Raw genomic sequence first — 18,149 nt, forward strand, 5'->3', positions numbered from 1 at the left:
CCGGAGTGCGCGGTCTACCGGTACTACGACACCGACGAGTGCCGGCCCCGCTGAAGGCTTGTCCGCAGGGCTGCCGCTGGAGTACTGACTCCCAGGCTTGCCGACTTGTCGCCGATGCGCGGCCGTAGTTGCGGCTGAGGCTCGGGCACGTTGGGTTGGGAGTGATCAGCCGCGCCAGACCTGGATCCAGGTCGACTCGCTCCGGTGGCGGCACAGCAGGCCCGACAGCCGCCGGCCGGACGAGCTCGCCGCCATCTGCCGGATCGGGGAACACGCGATGGCCATGTGGTCGGATCAGGGTACCGTCGCGGATCCGGCGCCCGATCTACCGCGACTACGTCGCCGGGGCACGGTGTGTTCGCCATCGCTGAAGCCCTCATCGCCGACGACTCGACAGCGCCGTCAGATCGTGAACGTCTCGATCCCAAACGGGCCGTAGACGCCTGGCTCGCTCGTCATCACCAGCAGACCCTGCGGCTGCAACGGGCCGACCCGTGCAACCTCGATCGCATGCGCAAACCGCCAGTCGACTCCGTCCGCGATCAGCCTCGCGGTGAAACCGACGGCCGCCAGACCAAGGTCCGCGATGTCCACCCGGTGTAGCGACCCGACATGATCGGCAATCGGCGGATCATGTACCGCAGCCCCGAGCAGACTCAGTGCCGGCACGACGAGCCGCGCATCCGTCTCCGGCGCCGTGGCGATGGCCCGCGAGACGTTCTGGTTCCTGCGAATCGCCAGGAGTGCCGTGTGGTCCAAGACGACCGTCGTCATTCCCCGGCGCCCGACCTGTCAGCAACCGACCGCCAGAACGCCCGCCCAGCGTCGAGGTCACCATCGACCAACTCGACCCCGAAGCCCTCCCGCAAGACCGCAACGTTCTCCTCCATCTGAGCAGCACGCTCCGCGGCCGTCGGCTCCGCATTCGCAAGCGCACCGACAAGATCCCGGATCGTCGTCGACCGCTCCTTCGCCAGCGCTGCCAGTCTGTCACGGACCTCGGTCGGTACCTTGATCGTCGTGTCACTCACATCGTGAGTATACCGGTGGTATACCTAGCGGTCCAGGGGCGCCGTTGGGGGGCGCGTTCACGATGGTGACCGCGTCGACTCGCTCTTTTCACCGACTTCGACGCACTACCCCGCCGCGAGCGCAATCTCGTGCGGTTCGTCCTCCTCGACGACGCCGGCGCGGGAGCTCTACCTCGACTGGCCGCAGGCGGCCCGTGGCCCCGTCGCCAGCCTGCACCTCTACGCCGGGCGGAATCCGGACGACGCCCAGCTCACCGAACTGGTCGACGAGTTGTCCATCCGTGACCCGGATTTCCGCCGATGGTGGGCCGACTACGACGTGCACCGGCACAGCTACGGTGCCCACCGTTTTCACCACCCGGTCGTCGGCGAGTTGACTCTCAACTACGAGGCACTCGCCCACAACGCCGACCCTGAGCAACTCCTCGGGCTGCACACCGCCGAACCCGGATCCCGCTCCGAACAGGCCCTACACCTCCTGGCGAGCTACGCGGCCACCCCATCAACAGTCTGACCGCCGGAGAGCCCACCACGACCACCTCGCGCGGCGGCCCATCCACCGTTCGACGGGCAGCGGAGTAGGACGCGCAGGTCAGGGTCGCGTCGGCGGTACCGGCTGACCAGAGTCACGCAGTCCATCAGCATCGGCCCGATTCGAGGATGCGCCATCTCGCCAGGCCGCCCGTGCCGCGGGCGGCCTGGCGTGGACAGGCATCGGTGTGTCGGTGCCTGCGTCGTCGCCGATCCGGCAAGACCAGCGCGGCGGGTCTGGCACGTTCTTACTGGTTGTCGTACTCGTCGTGGCGGCGCCACCAGTGGCCGGTCTCGTTGCGGCCCAGCGGCGCCCGGTCGAGCCACTGCCACATGCCCCACAGGATGTCCAACCCCCGCTCGCAGGTCGAGTAGGTGTGGTAGACGGTACCGTCCTGCAGGACGAACGCGCTCATGCCTGGTCCTTCGCGCCGGTAGGTCTGCCAGTCCGTGCCGACAATCGACTGGGTGAAGGCGTCGCGGGAATCCTTTTCGCCGGTCGCCGGCCGCAGGTCCTGCTCACCGAAGTTGTACGCGACGGCGCCGGCCTCCCACTCCTGTTTGGTGTGGGCCACCCCGAAGTCGAAGTTGAAGTCGCTGCGGTATGAGGACGCCCACGGGAACGTCCACCCCATCCGCTGCCGGTATGCGTCGAGCTCGGCCAGCGGAGCCCGCGACACCGCCCAGAGCGTGACATCGTGGTTCGCGAGGTGGACCGCGCAGCCATCGAAGCCGTCGGCGATTGCGGAGCAGGACGGGCATCCGGCGGTGTAGTCGGGCCCGAACATGAAGTGGTAGATGAGCAGCTGCGAGCGTCCCCGGAACAGGTCGCCCAGCGACGCCGTCCCCTCATCGGTCTCGAAGCGGTAGTCCTTGTCGACCCGGACCCAGGGCAGTTCCTGCCGCCGTCGGGACACCTCGTCGCCGCGCCGGGTCAGTTCCTTCTCCGCCTGCAGCAGCTCCAGCCGCGCGGCAAGCCACTCCTCGCGCGTCCCCGTCTTGTGACTGGTCATCGCCTGTCTCCCTGGTATGAATTGGTAGCGTTACATCATCGGTGGCGTGAGCCCTGGAATCTGCGAGGGCGCAAAGATGATCAGAAGTCCGAGCCAGACGATCGCCAGCGCCAGCGGCACATCGATGGTGGCCTTCGCGGGCAGCAGCTTCTGGGCGCAGGCAAGAACGGCGACTGCTGCCATCCAGAACAGGCTCATCACGCCCACCGCTAGCAGCATCGCCATCAACCCGATGCACGAGCCGACGCAGCAGAGCCCGAACTTCAGACCAGAGCCGGCATCTTCGTGGCAGCGGCGACGGAAGTAGCGCTTGACCGGCGTGAGTTCGTACGCACCCGCGGCGATCACCACCGCGCCGGCGGCCAGCGATCCGTGCGGCCGCTCCAGCGCGTACGCCACGACACCCGCCAGCGCCCAGACGGCCAGATAGGATCCGGCGAACAGCGGCGCGGCACGCACCCGACCGCGGACCTGCGCTTGCCTGGCCACGGCCGGGGCCGCGCCCGGCAGCATCATCGCCGCCATCATCGTCACCCACGCCAGGGCGAAAAAGCCGAACGACCCGGGCCGGGTCGCGACCCCCATATCCATGCCGTCCATCAACCAGACCGCGATGACCCAGCATGTGGCGGCGAGCCCGAGCGTCGCGGCCAGTACCGTCGCCGGCGTGGCCGCGCGCCGGGATTCCACGTTCGCCAACGGTCCTCCCTCGTCGATGTACTCAGGCGGCGACCTGCGTCACGTGGATCCGCGAGCATGCTGGTCGAGGTGCTCTTTCAGTGCGTCGAGCGGGCCGTCCCAGTCGCGCGCCAGGGCGGCCAGGAACTGCTGCGCCACTTGCATCGGCGCTGAACGCAGCCGGTACCGCACGCGGCGCCGCTCACCCGGTTCGGCCGTCACCAGACCCGCCTCGGCCAGCAGCGCCAGGTGCTTGGCGATCGCCTGCCGCGTGATCGGCAGGCGGTCGGCCAGGTCCGTGGCGGTCGCCGGACCCTTCGAGGCCAGCGCGGCCAGGATGGTGCGCCGGCTCGGGTCGGCCAGGGCAGTGAAGACGCGCTCAGCGACCGCCTCGACGTCAGGCGGCAGCATCGAGGTAGTCGGAAAGCTCGCCCAGCTTCCTCGCCCACCCGTGGGTGTTGCCGTCAAAGGCCGTGCGGTGCGCGTCCTCGGGAAGCTGCGCGAAACCGGACTCGACCACGGTCAGCCGAGTGCCCGCACCACTCGGCTCCAGCGTGAACTCGACGTAGGTGCGGCGTGGATCGTCCTCGGGCAGCCCGTGCAGACGCCATGTGTAGCCGAACACCGTCGGCTCCTCCACCCGTTCCACCCGTATGTCAAGGCTGTGGCCGCTGTCGCCCGTCAGACGGGCCGAGCCGCCGGGGCGCAGGTCGATGGCGGCGTCCTTGCCGAACCAGGCGCTCAGCCCCTCGGCCGTGGTCAGCGCCGCCCATACCTCAGCCGGCGGGTGAGCGATCTCGACGGTCCGCTCGATTCGATCGGGAAAGGCCATGCCTACCTCCAGCAAGTAGCAACCATCTGGTTGCGAAAGTATCGCAACCGCCTGATTGCGTCAACTGGTCAGCCTCCGGGAGGTGAGTTTCGCGTCGGCTGCATTGCTGAGTTCCCCCGCTCCGACGGAGCGGGTCCTGGCCGGCATCCGTGTACCCCGATCGGACGGAGGGCGGCCCCGCACCCGACCCGATCGGGTCCTCGCGGACAAGGCCTACAGCTGCCGAGCCAACCGCGAGCACCTGCGCGAACGCGGCATTAAGCCACCATCCCCAACAAGACCGACCAGCCGAAGTATCGGCAGAAAAAGGGGTCGAAGGGCGGCCGGCCACCGACCTTCGACCCCGAGACCTACAAGCGGCGCCACGCGGTGGAGCGCGGCATCAACCGCCTCAAACGCCACCGCGGCGTGGCCACCCGCGACGACAAACTCGCCGTACGCTACCTGGCCACACTCACATCGTCGCGATCCACGAGTGGCTCCCACCCCGCCTATGAAACGCAGCCTGGTCCCGTCCTCGTTGTGTTCTAGTTTCGGCTCGCGATGCTTACATGTTGTCGGTCTGGGCCGAGCAGCATCACGCCCACCCCTCGGGTGTCGTGGTCGGGACGCCCGAGAAGGGCGGTGTTTCACAAGCCCCGAATCAGAGACTTTGAAACACGCGGTAGAGCGCGGCATCCGCAACGCGCGACCGGTCCGCAGACACGCGACCAATTCGGGCTTCAACGCTCGAAAAGAGACTGGCAGCTCGCCTCGTGTGAGATGCGTATGGACTCATCATCCGGGAAAATCCACCGTCAACCGGTTGCTGATCTGTTCCGAGCCCCACCCGGTGACCCAACGGCGATCCCCACGTCGGGGCTATTATAATTACATGCGCGTACTTTTCACCGGTGTGCCCGTCTATGGCCATTTGCTTCCTTTGCTGCCCCTGGCACGGGCCTTCCGTCGCCGGGGAGACAGCGTGGCAATCCTGGTCCCCGCCTCTTTGGCTCATTCCTTCGCGGACGAAGACCTCGATATGTTGTTTGCCGGGGCGGACAGTCCGACTGTCCGCGCCGAGGTGGCCAGCCGGTCCGGTACGGACCTACGCACCAGCAGCAACCAGGACGCCGCGATCGAGGCCTTCGTCACCGCCCGGATCGACCTCTCGATCGAGGAGTGCACGTCTGTCACCCGGCAGTGGCGGCCCGATATCGTGATCCACGATCCGATGGACTTTGTAGGGCCGTACCTGGCGTCGGTGTGCGACGTGCCTCACGCCGTGCTCACCTTTGGTGCGGACGTGTCCGCCGATTTCATCCGCGCCTCGTCCGACCGGGCAGTCCAGGATTACGCGAGACGGGGCGTGTCCTGGCATGCAGCCCGCTGGACCCTGGACATCTGCCCTCCCGACCTTCAGGTCGAAGGCTGGCAGCCTCCCCCAGGGTGGATGCCCCTTCGGCCGGAAGCCCACCAGGCTCCTTCCGGTACACCGACGCGCGAACCGAAGCCCCTGACCGGTGACCCGAAGGTGCTCATCACCTTCGGCACCGTCTTCACGAATCCCACGGCGCTTAGCCCTCTGATCAACGAGCTGACGGCACACGGCGCTGGCCTGCGAATCACTCTCGGTACGACGACGTCTGCCGGGGACTTCACCGTCGACCATCCACAGGTCGTGTTCGAAGACTTTCTACCCTACAACCTACTCCTGGACAAGATCGATATCGTTGTGGCCCACGGTGGCGCCGGCACTAATCTCGGAGCGCTGGCAGCCGGATGCCCTCTCGTTTTGCTCCCTCAAGGAGCCGACCAGAAGGGACAGGGCGAACGCGTGGCGGCGGCCGGAGCGGCGGTGCAGGTCACATCCGAGCCGGTCGACGCGATAGCGGTGGCGCGCACCGTCATCGATGTAGCGAAAGCCTCTAGCTACCGGCTGAAGGCGGAGGAAATCGCTCGTCGTATCGCTGCGATGCCGACACCTGACGAGGTAGCCACCCGACTGGCAGCCGCACTGGCTTGATGGGCCTGGAGACCGACGAGCAATTTCGGGAGTGGGTCGAATCGCCCGGCAACCTGGAGCCCCTGTGCGCCACGCATCAACGCACGCACCTCGGCGTGCACGTGCCGCCCGGCCCGCTCTGGGAGCCGCTGGGTTCCGGCGCGCCGGCTTCCAGCCGTCCGCCGAACATTTCCGCCTGGGAGGCGGCCATCCCGACGGTCCGATCGCCTCTGCTACGTCGCGGCCTGCGGCCACCGCAGCGTCACACCCGACGCCGATCCACAGCACCCGCAGCTCATCCGACGCTTGCATGGACGCCGGCATCACCTCAATCAGGGTGTCCGTCCCGAGGGCCAGCCATGGATCCGGCAGTACAGCCCGCAGACACCGAACGATCCGCGGCGTAGGCAATAGCGAGCGCGAGTTCCGGATCGGATTCCGGGTCCAAACATCATTGCCCCCAGGCACCTGGGGCTTACCCTCATACGAGTGCGGCCGAGGCTGCGGTAAGCCGGGACGCGCGCCGCGCGCCGATTCGCCCCCGCCCGGGATACCCGCCGGGCGGGGGCGAACCGTACTTCAGCAGTCCGAGTAGTCGGTGTAGAACTTCTCCCACGGTCCGATGCTGGTGCTGCGAGCGCGCAGCATCGCGTAGTTGCCGCCGGTGTAGGTCATCTCCGCTGAGACCACCATGCCGCCGTCCTGTTGAATGAACGACACGGTGTGGTCGGAGTTGCAGACCTGGCTGAACTTCTCCCACGCTCCGACGCTGGTGCTCCGGGCGCGCAGCTCACCGTAGGTGCTTCCGGTGAAGGTCCGCTCGCCTGTCACCACGAGGCCGTTGTCCTGGGAGATGATGTAGTAGTAGCCGGCCGTCATATCGTTGCAGATCTCGAACGCTTCCCACGGCCCGGGGGCGTCGCCGCGGGCGCGCAGCATCCCGTAACTGTTGCCGGTGTCGAGCATCTCCGCCGACACGTACTCGTAGCTGTCCGCGGAGTAGATGTTGTCATTCTGGGTGCAGTAGACGTTGTCGGTCGGGTTCACTCCCGAGGGCCTGGTGGTGGCCGCGGCGATCGCGGCCCGCGCCCCGCCCACCGTCGCGGCCCGGACGGGAGCGCGCAGCGGGCTCTGGGCCTGCGCCTGCGAGGCCGCGCCGACCGGATTCCCGGTCGTCGCGACAGGGTTGGCGGACGAGGCGGTGGCGGGAACCAGCACGGTGGCAGTCGCTACCGCTACCATCGCCAGCACCATCTTTGTGCGCATGCACACTCCGATCATCGTGTGAAAGCCCGCAACCATACCGATGCCGGTGTTCAAATCGGGCGGTCCGGGTTTGGTGCCTCCACACTGGTACACGCGCGTAGACCGCGAGCTTGCAAAATTCTTGCCGGCACGTTGTCGCGGACGTACCGGCTGCCGGCATCCCGTCCCGCCTCCGTCGGGCCTGGGCGCCGCCGGCCGGCCCGGACCTCGCATGAACGGAGTGGCGTAAGCGGGTGGACAGGAACAGGCCGTCGTGAAGAGACTCGGGCTGCTGATCCGGGTGCGGCCGGCCCGGGAGTTCGGCTCGGGCCGGTCCCGGTTGCCGGCTCAAATCTTCCGTCATGATCCGCTGGTTGGACTGGTCGTCAGGCGTCGCCGAGGAGCACCAGGTGCGCCGCCGGAAGATCGACCATCAAGTCGCATCTAACGCAACGATGTTGGAGGACGCAACCCTTTGCCTCATCCTCGATCGAGCCCCGTCATGCGAGCAGAGCCAACCGTCATCAACGCGTCCATCTCCGGGCAGGCGCCGTCAGGCGGAGCCGGCGGCGCTCGCGGCCGTGAAGCTACCGAGGAAGTCCAGCTCCTGTTCGTCCGGGCTGCCCGGCGCCGTCACCACACCGCCGATCGATCACGGACTTCAGTTGAACGGCCCACCGGACGGCTTGGAGTCGCCGCCGACCGCGACGAGATCGCAGTACGGGGTGATCTGGGTCTTCGCCTCGTCGATGTTCCGCGGAATGCTGCGGGGCGCCAGAAGGTATTCGTCGTATCCCGCGGTACCGCAGCGTGGTGAGCCCGTGGCCGGGTCGAACGCGCCACCCACGACCGTGCCGGCTGGGTTGACGAACACGGCAGCGGTACCTCTGGAGACCAACGGCCGGCACGACGTCGAGGCGGCGGCATACCGCAGGCTGCCAGACTCAGGTTGCTGGGCGTCAAGCTCAAGGCTACGGTAGGTGGCCGTAATCGATGGCACAGACGCGACGTTGCCCGCGAGCAGCCAGCGCGTCGTACCGAGCGAGACGTCGAACGTAGTCACCTTGTCGGGCGCGCCGTTGGCGCTCACGTCGGTGCGCACGCCGGCCGACGAACCGACGGCCACCTGCTGTCGGGGCCCGATGAGGGGGATTTCCAGGACGAGCTGTGCCGCGTTGAGTGGGTCTACTGCGGTGCGGCCCTGCACGTCGAGCACCCGCAGGGCGACTGTGGTGCGGTAGGCGGTCCGGCTGCTCGTGTTGCGCACGAGGGCGCCGAGGCTGACCGAGTAACCACTGCCGCCGACCTGAGTGTAGCCATGATCGACGATCTGTAGCCCCCCACCGCCGGGGGCTTGATCGGCCGGCGCGTCGGTGCCGGCTGGCACGGTCGAGGGCACGGGACAGGGCGTGGCCTGAGGCTGCGGCGATGAATCCGGCTGGCAGCCGCTGACCGCGACCATGAGCGTCATACACATGCCCACGGCCCACGGGGCGGGGCGAGCGCGGCGGGTTGGAATCACGACACCCTCTCGGTACGACTCAGCCGTAGATGCGGTTCCTCAACGCACGGATCCCGGCGAACTGATCGCGGATCAGTGCGGTGGCCGCCTCACGGAACTGCTGTGCGAATTGTGCCTCGTTCAGCGTGCGCACCGTGCCCGGAGCGATACGCATCCGCCATGATTGCATGCCACGCACGCTGATCGTGATCCGTCCGCATCGGTCGGCGCGCGGTAGCATGTCGCCGCGATGGTTCGCTGGTCACCGTGGTCCAGGTCATCGTCCACTGGCCGGGCAAGTCCACGCGGGCGGCACCTGAGGTGGCCGAGGATGCCCTGCGCCCTGCTCGACGCCGAGTGCGCTCTCGCAGCGCTACGCCCGGTTCAAACTCGCGAGAGCAGGCCGAGTTCCCGCACGGGCAGCGCCGGACCGGCGAGTCCCTCAGCGCCTCACGACGCGCACGGGCAGGCTGTCATGCCACAACAGGAAGGGAGGCCACGCTCGGCCGGATCGACGCGCTTCCGCGAGTTGAGTCTGCGTGGCGACCAGGTCCTGCCCGACGAGTAGCGTTCCCGCATCGCCAAGCGCGGCAAGTCGTCGTCCGACCCCTGACCCCGGGCTCGGTCACCTTCATCACGCTGTCGGGAGGCCCAGGGCGAGCCGCGCGAGACCGTTCGGTCAATCTCGCAGCGTCGACCGCCCAGTTGAGGTCGAGCTGCGCGCCTCCGCCGAGGACCGCGGCGCAGGCCGGGGCAATACTCAGTCGGGCCGGGACAGGTGCGGGGGCCACCGAGCGGACCCAGCTGTAGGCAATCGGTCGAGCAGGGGCGCCGGACGGGCCCGGTTGCTGGATAGGATCGGCCGCATGCCGATGAGCCTGGTGGAGAAAGCGGTTGAACTACTCCGGGGCAAGTACATCTTCGCTGACAAGGCGGAGGAGGCGGCCACGGCCATCCTCAAAGAGCTTGCGGCCGGCCAGTACGAAGGGTTGGACGAGGCGGCCCTCGGCGAGCGGCTGACCGCCACATTGTTCGAGATCTGCCAGGACAGACACCTACGGGTACGGGTACGCGACGAGAGCCTGCACGAGGCGCTCGCCGAGTCCGAGCTGGAGGCGGCCTGGCGGGAGCAGCAGCGGCTCACCAACCACGGCATCGCCAGAGTGGAGCGACTCGACGGCAATGTCGGCTATCTCGATCTGCGAGGTGTGACCGGGGCCGCCATCGGAGGCCGGGCGATCGCCGCGGCGATGGAGCTGGTCTCACACACCCACGCGCTCATCGTCGACCTGCGCAAGAACCGGGGTGGCTCGCCGGACGGAGTCATCTTCTGGACCAGCTACTTCTTCCCCGACGGGGACACCCACCTCAACAACATCTATGACGGCGCAACTGGTCTCACCCGCCAGTACTGGAGCCTGTCCTGGCTGCCCGGCGAGCGCTACCTCGACCGCCCCGTCTACCTATTGACCAGCGATTTTACCTTTTCCGCCGGCGAGGAGTTCTGCTATAACCTCAAGGCGCAGGGTCGGGCCACACTGATCGGCGAGACGACACGCGGCGGCGCGCATCCCACGGAAGCCTTCCCGATCACGCCGACGTTCGAGATCACGGTGCCGATCGCGCGTTCGGTCAACCCGATCACCGGCGGGAACTGGGAGGGCACAGGCGTCGAGCCCGACGTGGCGGTACCGGCGGCGCAGGCATTCGACACGGCGTACCGCGAGGCACTGCGGCAGGTGTTGGCCGCGTCGACCTCGCCGACTGTTCTGCTCGAGGCCCGCACGGCGCTGGGCTGAACGACGGCCGAGACCCGACACATGTCATGGCCTGCTCCAACGGACCTCGCGAATCTGGTCGGGCAGGCTGTTCCGGTCCGCGCACTCACATCAGCCGCGGGCCCCGTGCGCAAGCCGTCGACACGCTCGTGCCCTGACCGCCGTCACTCCCCCGCGACCGGCTCCAGCTGCATGATCGCTGCACTCAACGCCTCTAGGGCCTTCCCGGGGTGCATCTGGATCTCCGGATACCGTTCGAGTGCGCGGATCTCCAGCTGGGACAGTGACCGCATCAGCAGCACCGGGCCCTGCTCGTTCTGGTACTTGATAATCAACACTGAGCCGGCCCGCGGGCATGCCTGAGGAATGTTCTCCAGACTCGACACGGGCCGCCGATGGGGCAGACGCGCGCTGCCCCTCACGGCGTGACGATGGGGTGGATCCGGCGTCGGCGGCTCACGCAGCGGCCCCGTCCGGCCTGCTTGCTCGGCCCCGCAGTGGCTTGAGCCCGCTCGGGCTCCGCCCGCCGTGACGCGTCATCCCTTCCGCCCGGCGGGGCTCAGTTCGCGTGCGGGAGACTGTCGTGAGGCCGGTTGCTGCAATCATTCTCGGGCCGTCGAGCGGTCCGGATCAGCTGGACGGCGAGGACGGCGGTCCAGCCTGATCCGATGGTCGCGACGGTTCGCTCAAGCAGGCCATGGACGGCCGCGGTCGAGTGCAGTCCGAAGGCGATGTACGACGCCATGACGGCGACACCGACCAGCAGGGACGGCGCGCCGAGCCGCTGCCAGCCGGGCGCCTCCTTCAGGCGCCGCGACATCGGGAACGGCGAGATGGCCAGGAGCGTGACCACGACGACGCCGCCGATCACGTCCTGGGCGCCCGCGAACGTGGAGGTGGCCGCGTGCGCGCCGCAAGCGCCCGACTGGCAGGGGATCTGCAGGAATGACAGGACGTTGCCGAAGCCGACGGCAGAGAAGGCGAGCATCCACGGGGCGTAGTAGGCGGTTCGACCGGCACCACGCAGGGCCGGACGCAGTCCAAGGAGAGCGAAGAGCATCGTGCCGATTCCCGCCGTGATCAGGAGGGTCACTGGGACCTCGGCGTGGGGTGCCGTACGTGCCATCAGGTCGCTGATGGTGTCCCGGACGATGCTGTAGCCCTGTGGCTGCCAGGTCTCGGGGATCAGCCAGCCGGCCATGAACAGGATCTGCGAGACGACTCCGATGGCACCGAGGACGGTCCGGGCCCTGGTGGACACTGTTCGCCGGTCGGGATGGGCCGGCTGCAAGGCCTGGTCCGGCCGTGGCGATGTCGCGGTGCGTGTCATGAGGTCCCCTCGTTGGTTGCGTCGTGCTTCCACCACTGGTCACGCTTGCCAGGCTTGGCCCGCGTGGGCGCTGGGCCGGGCGCCCCCACGAGCCGCCCGGCAAGGCGTGTGAAGGTGCTGATCTCCTCGTCCGTCCAGGCGGCGGTCCACGCGGCGAAGAGGCGGAGGCCTTCCTCGACCATGCGGTCCATCTCCTGCTCGCCGGCCCTGCTGAGCTCAACGGTGTAGCGGCGGCCGTCCACGGCGTCCGGGCGGATCACCACGCGCCCCGACTCGCGCAGGGACTTCAGGCGGCCGGTCACCGATGACGGCTTCGCGTTTAGCTCGGCCGCGATCTCGCCCGGCGACAGCGCGCCGCGGCGGAGAAGCAGTTCCATTATCGCCACCAGCTCGGTGTCGAAGGCTCGCCCCTGCCCTCGGCGGATCACGTTCACCAGGCCCATGACGGCCCCGGCGAACGCAGTGATGTCACGTTCTTCGGCCATGTGCCCGATGCTAATGTATTTCATACGTCGTAACAAGTATGTGCCGCTGGGCCCGCGGCGAGCCAGTCCCCGACCCGGCCAACGTTCCCGGTCGGGGCACTAGTGAGCAGGAACCCACGTCGCCAATCCCACCGCTGTATGCCTTCGACACAGCCGGCGGGTGCTGGTGGAACGGCGCGAGCTCCCTGCGGTCGCACATGTCGACCAGGCGCGATCCCCAGTTAGGCCGGCACCCGCCGGTGTACCAGTACCCCGCCCACACCCACCATCAGCGCCGCGAGCAGCAGGTACGCCGGCGACGACAGCACCCGGCCGCGCGCTGGAGATGTTCGTCGTGGCGGACGTCATCAGCGCCCGAGCGCACGTGCCACGAGGTCGAGTTGTTCTGCGGTGTGCCTCTTGGCGGACCCGGTGGCGGGTGCCGCCGACGCGGGCCTGGACACCAGGCCGAGCGGCCGTCCGCCCAACAGAGGTACCAGTTCGGCCAGCAGGTAGGTCCAGGCGCCCTGGTTGCGGGGCTCCTCCTGAGCCCAGATCAGGTCCGCGGCCGGGTAGGTGTTGAGCAGGGCGCGGAGCTCTTGGTCCGGGAGCGGGTAGAGCTGCTCGATGCGGACCAGGGCGACCGCCGGGTCCGGGAACTTCGCCAGCCGCGCGGCCAGTTCGTGGTAGAGCTTGCCCGTGACGATCAGCACCCGGCGCACCGCGGTGCGGTCGGCGACCGTGGGATCGTCCAGGACGGGCTCGAACCGGCCCGCTGTGAAGGCGCTCAGCGGGCTGGCGCTGGCACGGGTGCGAAGCATTGACTTCGGGGTGAACACCACCAGCGGGCGACGCGGCCGGGCGTGAGCCTGCCGGCGCAGCAGATGGAAGTACGAGGCGGCGGTGGTGGGCTGGGCGATCGTCATGTTGTCCTCGGCGCATTGCTGGAGAAAGCGTTCGATGCGGCCCGAGGAATGGTCGGGCCCGCGTCCTTCCTGGCCATGAGGCAGAAGCAGCACCAGGGAGCAGTGCTGGCCCCATTTCTGGGCGCCGGAGGAGACGAACTCGTCCACGACGATCTGGGCGCCGTTGACGAAGTCGCCGAACTGGGCCTCCCACACGGTGAGTGCGTCGTCTCGTTCGACGGAGTAGCCGTACTCGAAGCCCATGGCGGCGTACTCGCTGAGCAGGGAGTCGTGGATCGCAAACGGCGCCTGGTCCGGGGAGAGCCTGGTCAGCGGCAGCCACTCACTCCCGGTGGCGCGGTCGTGCAGGACGGCGTGGCGCTGCACGAACGTCCCCCGGCGGGAGTCCTGTCCCGCCAACCGCACCGCGGTGCCCTCCAGCAGCAGCGACCCGAGGGCGAGGAGTTCGGCGAAGGCCCAGTCGACGGGGACGCCTCCGTGCCCCATCTGCGTCCGCCGGTCGAGCAGTTGGGCGAGTTTAGGGTGGACGTCGAAGCCGTCCGGTGTCGTGCCGAAGGCGTCCGCGACCGTGGCCAGGGCCGCGGGGTCGACCGCGGTGTCGCGGGTATCCGTCCGGGCGATGCCAGTTGTCTGCTGCGCTCCCGTCGGTGCCCACACCTGACCGGCGGCCGCGGCCGAACTGCGCCTCTCAGGGCTGTCCGTCGCGCCGCGGGTTTCGGCGAAAGCCCGCTCCAGCCGGTTCTGATAGTCGCGGTGTGCCTGGTCGTACTCGTCGCCGGTGAGGTCGCCACGGCCGACGAGGGCTTCCAGGTACAGGGCCCGTACCGTGCTCTTGTGTTCGATGAGCTGGTACATCCGGGGCTGGGTCATCGAGGGGTCGTCCGACTCGTTGTGGCCGCGCCGCCGGTAGCAGACGAGGTCGATCACGACGTCGCGGTGGAACCGCTGCCGGTAGGCGAAGGCCAGTTCGGCGACACGTACCACCGCCTCGGGGTCGTCGCCGTTGACGTGGAAGACCGGTGCCTGCACGGACTTGACGACGTCGGTGGAGTAGACCGAGCTGCGGGCGTCGGTGGGCAGGGTGGTGAACCCGACCTGGTTGTTGATGTTGATTCGGATCGCGCCGCCTGTGGTGTAGCCGCGCAGCTGCGACATCTGAACCGTTTCGCCGACCACGCCCTGGCCGGCCATGGCGGCGTCGCCGTGGATGATCACGGGCAGCGTACCGAAGGGCTTGTTCGGTCGTCGGTCCTGTCTGGCCCGCGCGATGCCCAGCAGGACGGCGTCGACCGCGTCGAGGTGTGAGGGGTTGGCGGCGATCAGCACGGGCAGGGTCTGCCCGTTCACGCTGCGGTAGATGCCCTCGGTGCCGAGGTGGTATTTGACATCTCCGGAGCCCTCGGCACTGTCGGTGCCCTCGAACTCCCGGAAGACCTGGCTGTAGGTCTTGCCGGCGATGTTGGTCAGTACGTTCAGCCGCCCGCGATGCGCCATGGCGATGGCGCTGCCGTCGAGTCCGGCCTCGGCCGCCCGGCGCATCACGGCGTCCAGCAGCGGGATCAGCGACTCCCCGCCCTCGATGCTGAACCGGGTCTGGCCCACGTACTTGGTCTGGAGGAACGTTTCGAATGCCTCGGCCTCGTTGAGCTTGCCCAGGATCCGCACCTGTTCGTCGCGGGTCGGCTTGGTGTACGGGGCCTCCAGGCGTTCCTGGAACCAACGGCGCTGGACCGGGTCCTGGATGTGCATGTACTCCACGCCGACGGTGCGGCAGTACGCGTCGCGCAGCACCCGCAGGATCTCCCGCAGCGGCAGGCGCCGGACTCCGGCCCCGGCAAGGTCGTCGCACACGAACTCGCGGTCCAGGTCCCAGAAGCTCAAGCCGTGGCTCTCGATCTCCAGGTCGGGGTGCGACCGCTGCTGGTACACCAGCGGGTCGATGTCGGCCATCAGGTGCCCGCGGACCCGGAAGGCGTCGATCAGCGCCTGCACCCGGGCCGTCTTGTCGACGGCCCGGTCCGGATCCACGTGGATGTCCGCGGACCAGCGGATGGGAGCATACGGGATGCGCAGCGCGGCGAAGATGTCGTCGTAGAAGCCGTCGGCGCCGGTGAGCAGCTGGTGGATGCGTCGCAGGAACTCGCCCGAGGCGGCTCCCTGGATCACACGGTGGTCGTAGGTACTGGTGAGCGTGACGGTCATGCCGACCGCGAGCTCAGCGAGGGTCCGGGGGCCGGCCCCGTGGTACTGCGCCGGGTAGTCCAGCGAGCCGGCCGCCACGACGCAGCCCTGCCCCCGCATCAGGCGCGGCACCGAGTGGACGGTGCCGGTGCCGCCCGGGTTGGTCAGCGACAGGGTCGTGCCGGCGAGGTCGTCGGGGGTCAAGCGCGCGTCGCGGGCCCGTGTGACGACGTCGTCGCAGGCGTGGACGAACGCCGTGAAGTCCAGCCGGTCAGCGGCCTTGACGTTCGGCACCACCAACCGCCGCGAGCCGTCGGGGTCGGTCACGTCGACGGCGATGCCGAGGTTCACGTGAGGCGGGGTGACCAGGACGGGGCGCCCGTCGATGACGTCGAAGGAGCAGTTCAGCTCGGGAAAGTCCCGTAGGGCGGTGACGATCGCCCAGCCGAGCAGGTGGGTGACGCTGATCCTTCCGCCGCGGGCCCTGGCGAGGTGGTTGTTGATCACGATGCGGTTGTCGACCATCAGCTTGGCTGGCAGGTCCCGCACGCTGGTTGCCGTCGGGATGTCAAGGCTGGATTCCATGTGCCCGACCAGGGCACGGGCGGCGCCGCGCAGCGGCTCGAAGGTCCCCTCGGACGCGTCACCGTCGAGAGTCTCGTGTCCGTCCCTTCCGAGTCTGCGCGTGGTCGCGGTCCTCGTCGGGGGGTGGGTATCTGTTGCTGCCGTCACATCTACCGACATAGTCGATCTCCTGCCATCGTCGAAACGTTCGGCCCGGCCACGGTTGTGCGGGCCGAGAGTGTGGTGGTGAGCCGCCGCAGGACGCCGCGGAGGGGAGGCCACCCGCGTCAGGGGCTGTCGACGACGGCGTCGACGAGCCGGGCGGGACCAGAACCGGGACGCAGACGGCCTGGGTGAGCACCCGGGCGCCGGCGACAGTGGTCAGCGGACCGCTCGCGGTGGTGGCCTAGTGGGAGGCGTTCGCGACCCCGGCGGTGAAACCGGCCGCGGTGACGATGCCTGTGATCAGGCTCGTGGAACCACTCGTCGTCGGGAACCGCTGGTACACGCGCCTCATCGGCAGATCCGCGGCGGCCCGGACCTCGCTCATGTTCACCGCTTGGATACCGCGCAGGTAGAACACCCGCTCGGCGGCGTCGAGCAGTTGGCCACGCAGGGCCTCCTGGGCCGCGGTCGTCAGTGACACGGGACCTCCACTAGCGGTGAGAATGACCATTCTCAAGATACAGATCGTCACTGAGAATGAACATTCTCAAGTTGGGTACCCCCGTGGTGAGCTTCGTCATCGAGCTCGCCGACACGGCACTTCTGGTCACCATCGATCGGCAGGACCATCTACCGGCCAAGCCCACTACGACCTGACCAGTCCCGACGAGATCACGGCCTGTATGGGCGACCTCACCCAGCGACTCACACAACCTGAACCCACTCCTCGACAAATCCCATAGGGACGACACCCCCCGAACTCGTCAAGGGCCTGGGAGGCGGGACCTTCCGGTTCCGGTCGTCGCCTGGGCCGAATGCCCGTAATCGGCACCGGTACGGCGTCAACATCGTCAAGAATGAGCAGGGACGCCTGCGTAGGGCCGGGTGGGCCGAGGCGGTGTGGGTCGGATCGGGCGGCATCCCCTTGGTGAATGCGGGGCACCGCGACCTGACTTCCGGATCGGGCTGCGGGCGCTACACCTGTCACCGGGGCCCCTGCGTCTCGTCGGCGCAAAACGGGCACAGACTCCGCTACCGCCACCACTGGGTGGGCCGATGTTCGCTCCTTCGCCGCGTGCCCGTCGACGACGCCGTCGGCGCATCGCAGGTCATGGCGACCGCGTCGCGATGACCTGCGCCACTGATTCGGCGCAGCGATGAACCGCTGCCACAGCCAGTTCGTTCGCGACAGCAGAAGGCCAATCGTCTGAGGAGGACCGCATGGCAGCGAAACAACCGGGACAGATGACCCGAGAGATGCACATGGTGCATACCGCATTTCGGCGCGAGTTCGGCCTGGTACCCGACCTCGTCCGCAGCGCGGCGGCGGGGGACCGCGAGCGGGCGGAGATCATCGCCGACCACTTCGGAACTATCAATGTGGCGCTAGAGGAGCATCACGGCGGTGAGGACCGTGATCTTTGGCCGCGGCTGCGCGAGCGCTGCCCGGAAGAGATTCAACCGCTCGTCCACCGCATGGAGGAACAGCACCGGCGCATCGCGCAGCTCGTGCTCGACCTGACGACGACGCTGGCGGTCTGGCGGACCGACGGGAACGCCGAAAGCCGCGACCACGCGCTGAACACCCTCGACCAGTTCCTGCCGGTGCTGCGTGAACATCTCGGCGACGAGGAGGAGCATGTGCTCCCACTGATCGAAAAGCACATCACGGGCGACGAGTGGGACACGATGGTGGCCACCTCCGCCGCCGGGACCCCGCCGGACAAGATATCGCTGTTCTTCGGGATCATGATGTACGAGGGCGACCCGGCCGCCGTTGAGGACGCCCTGCGTAACATGCCCGGCGAGGTTCGCGCCCTCATCGTCGAAGCGGCCCCACGGGCATACGCGGAGTACGCCACCCGTCTCTACGGCACGCCGACCCCGCCGCTGGGCTCCACGCTGCCCAGTCGCTGATCCCCTCGA

At 68.2% G+C, this 18,149-nt stretch carries 18 protein-coding genes and 3 pseudogenes; 5 read left to right on the forward strand and 16 right to left on the reverse strand.

All coding sequences use genetic code 11. The features are described from left to right. Positions 1 to 402: 402 nt before the first annotated feature. Positions 403 to 774 (reverse strand): PIN domain-containing protein, encoded by a 372-nt coding sequence (locus tag ABEA87_RS04940; RefSeq protein WP_345626444.1) that lies wholly within the window; start codon positions 772 to 774, stop codon positions 403 to 405. After that, complete coding sequence (locus ABEA87_RS04945) at positions 771 to 1,031, reverse strand: hypothetical protein (protein WP_345626446.1); 261 nt, start codon at positions 1,029 to 1,031, stop codon at positions 771 to 773. The genes ABEA87_RS04940 and ABEA87_RS04945 overlap by 4 nt, the downstream gene beginning before the upstream one ends. Positions 1,032 to 1,155: 124 nt before the next feature. On the opposite strand from ABEA87_RS04945, the gene ABEA87_RS04950 reads away from it, so the two are divergent. Then, the gene (locus tag ABEA87_RS04950; RefSeq protein ID WP_345626568.1) at positions 1,156 to 1,545 is read left to right on the forward strand and encodes an MmyB family transcriptional regulator; all 390 of its coding nucleotides are present in this window, start codon (positions 1,156 to 1,158) and stop codon (positions 1,543 to 1,545) included. Positions 1,546 to 1,810: 265 nt separating this feature from the next. On the opposite strand, the gene ABEA87_RS04955 is transcribed toward ABEA87_RS04950, so the two are convergent. The 4 genes from ABEA87_RS04955 to ABEA87_RS04970 are packed head-to-tail and all read right to left on the reverse strand — an operon-like array spanning position 1,811 to position 4,085. Next, the gene (locus ABEA87_RS04955) at positions 1,811 to 2,575 is read right to left on the reverse strand and encodes a DUF899 domain-containing protein (RefSeq protein WP_345626448.1); all 765 of its coding nucleotides are present in this window, start codon (positions 2,573 to 2,575) and stop codon (positions 1,811 to 1,813) included. Between the two features lie 30 nt (positions 2,576 to 2,605). Continuing rightward, positions 2,606 to 3,265: a DUF2182 domain-containing protein gene (locus ABEA87_RS04960; protein WP_345626569.1), complete on the reverse strand. Its 660-nt coding sequence runs from the start codon at positions 3,263 to 3,265 to the stop codon at positions 2,606 to 2,608. A gap of 48 nt (positions 3,266 to 3,313) precedes the next feature. Continuing rightward, complete coding sequence (locus tag ABEA87_RS04965) at positions 3,314 to 3,664, reverse strand: ArsR/SmtB family transcription factor (RefSeq protein WP_345626450.1); 351 nt, start codon at positions 3,662 to 3,664, stop codon at positions 3,314 to 3,316. Continuing rightward, entirely contained in the window at positions 3,651 to 4,085 is a 435-nt protein-coding gene (locus tag ABEA87_RS04970) for an SRPBCC domain-containing protein (RefSeq protein ID WP_345626452.1), read from the reverse strand. Before ABEA87_RS04970 ends, ABEA87_RS04965 begins: the two co-directional genes overlap by 14 nt. A gap of 133 nt (positions 4,086 to 4,218) precedes the next feature. On the opposite strand from ABEA87_RS04970, the pseudogene ABEA87_RS04975 reads away from it, so the two are divergent. Further along, a pseudogene (locus ABEA87_RS04975) lies at positions 4,219 to 4,582 on the forward strand (transposase); the annotation flags it as partial. Between the two features lie 118 nt (positions 4,583 to 4,700). Here the strand turns inward: ABEA87_RS04975 and ABEA87_RS04980 are convergent. Then, positions 4,701 to 4,946: pseudogene (locus ABEA87_RS04980) on the reverse strand (IS30 family transposase); the annotation flags it as partial. Between the two features lie 13 nt (positions 4,947 to 4,959). Between ABEA87_RS04980 and ABEA87_RS04985 the strand changes: the two are divergent. Continuing rightward, positions 4,960 to 6,090 carry a glycosyltransferase gene (locus ABEA87_RS04985; protein WP_345626454.1) on the forward strand — a complete coding sequence of 377 codons (1,131 nt, stop codon included), beginning with the start codon at positions 4,960 to 4,962 and terminating at the stop codon, positions 6,088 to 6,090. A gap of 285 nt (positions 6,091 to 6,375) precedes the next feature. On the opposite strand, the pseudogene ABEA87_RS42525 reads toward ABEA87_RS04985, so the two are convergent. The 4 genes and pseudogenes from ABEA87_RS42525 to ABEA87_RS05000 all read right to left on the reverse strand — a co-directional run. Then, positions 6,376 to 6,537 (reverse strand): annotated as a pseudogene (locus ABEA87_RS42525) (phosphotransferase-like protein); the annotation flags it as partial. A 111-nt stretch (positions 6,538 to 6,648) separates the two neighbouring features. Beyond that, the gene (locus ABEA87_RS04990; RefSeq protein ID WP_345626456.1) at positions 6,649 to 7,335 is read right to left on the reverse strand and encodes a fascin domain-containing protein; all 687 of its coding nucleotides are present in this window, start codon (positions 7,333 to 7,335) and stop codon (positions 6,649 to 6,651) included. Between the two features lie 640 nt (positions 7,336 to 7,975). After that, positions 7,976 to 8,776, reverse strand: coding sequence for a hypothetical protein (locus ABEA87_RS04995; RefSeq protein ID WP_345626458.1), 801 nt, complete (start codon positions 8,774 to 8,776; stop codon positions 7,976 to 7,978). Positions 8,777 to 8,855: 79 nt separating this feature from the next. After that, entirely contained in the window at positions 8,856 to 8,990 is a 135-nt protein-coding gene (locus ABEA87_RS05000; RefSeq protein ID WP_345626460.1) for a hypothetical protein, read from the reverse strand. A gap of 691 nt (positions 8,991 to 9,681) precedes the next feature. Here ABEA87_RS05000 and ABEA87_RS05005 point away from each other — a divergent pair. Then, positions 9,682 to 10,614: a S41 family peptidase gene (locus ABEA87_RS05005; protein ID WP_345626462.1), complete on the forward strand. Its 933-nt coding sequence runs from the start codon at positions 9,682 to 9,684 to the stop codon at positions 10,612 to 10,614. 143 nt (positions 10,615 to 10,757) lie between these two features. Here ABEA87_RS05005 and ABEA87_RS05010 read toward each other — a convergent pair whose 3' ends face one another. From ABEA87_RS05010 to ABEA87_RS05030, 5 genes are all read right to left on the reverse strand, one after another. Then, on the reverse strand, positions 10,758 to 10,931 hold the full coding sequence (locus ABEA87_RS05010) for a hypothetical protein (protein ID WP_345626463.1): 174 nt from the start codon (positions 10,929 to 10,931) through the stop codon (positions 10,758 to 10,760). Positions 10,932 to 11,152: 221 nt separating this feature from the next. Next, positions 11,153 to 11,923, reverse strand: a complete 771-nt coding sequence (locus tag ABEA87_RS05015) for a DUF998 domain-containing protein (RefSeq protein ID WP_345626465.1) — start codon at positions 11,921 to 11,923, stop codon at positions 11,153 to 11,155. After that, on the reverse strand, positions 11,920 to 12,408 hold the full coding sequence (locus tag ABEA87_RS05020) for a MarR family winged helix-turn-helix transcriptional regulator (RefSeq protein ID WP_345626466.1): 489 nt from the start codon (positions 12,406 to 12,408) through the stop codon (positions 11,920 to 11,922). Before ABEA87_RS05020 ends, ABEA87_RS05015 begins: the two co-directional genes overlap by 4 nt. 347 nt (positions 12,409 to 12,755) lie before the next feature. Further along, a complete protein-coding gene (locus ABEA87_RS05025) occupies positions 12,756 to 16,238 on the reverse strand; it encodes a multifunctional oxoglutarate decarboxylase/oxoglutarate dehydrogenase thiamine pyrophosphate-binding subunit/dihydrolipoyllysine-residue succinyltransferase subunit (RefSeq protein ID WP_345626468.1) in 3,483 nt (1,160 codons plus the stop codon). Between the two features lie 226 nt (positions 16,239 to 16,464). Then, entirely contained in the window at positions 16,465 to 16,704 is a 240-nt protein-coding gene (locus tag ABEA87_RS05030) for a TetR family transcriptional regulator (protein WP_345626470.1), read from the reverse strand. 740 nt (positions 16,705 to 17,444) lie between these two features. Here ABEA87_RS05030 and ABEA87_RS05035 point away from each other — a divergent pair. After that, entirely contained in the window at positions 17,445 to 18,140 is a 696-nt protein-coding gene (locus ABEA87_RS05035; RefSeq protein ID WP_345626472.1) for a hemerythrin domain-containing protein, read from the forward strand. The last annotated feature ends 9 nt before the right edge of the window (positions 18,141 to 18,149 follow it).

The sequence above is a fragment of the Rugosimonospora acidiphila genome, from assembly GCF_039543385.1.
Classification (GTDB): domain Bacteria; phylum Actinomycetota; class Actinomycetes; order Mycobacteriales; family Micromonosporaceae; genus Rugosimonospora; species Rugosimonospora acidiphila.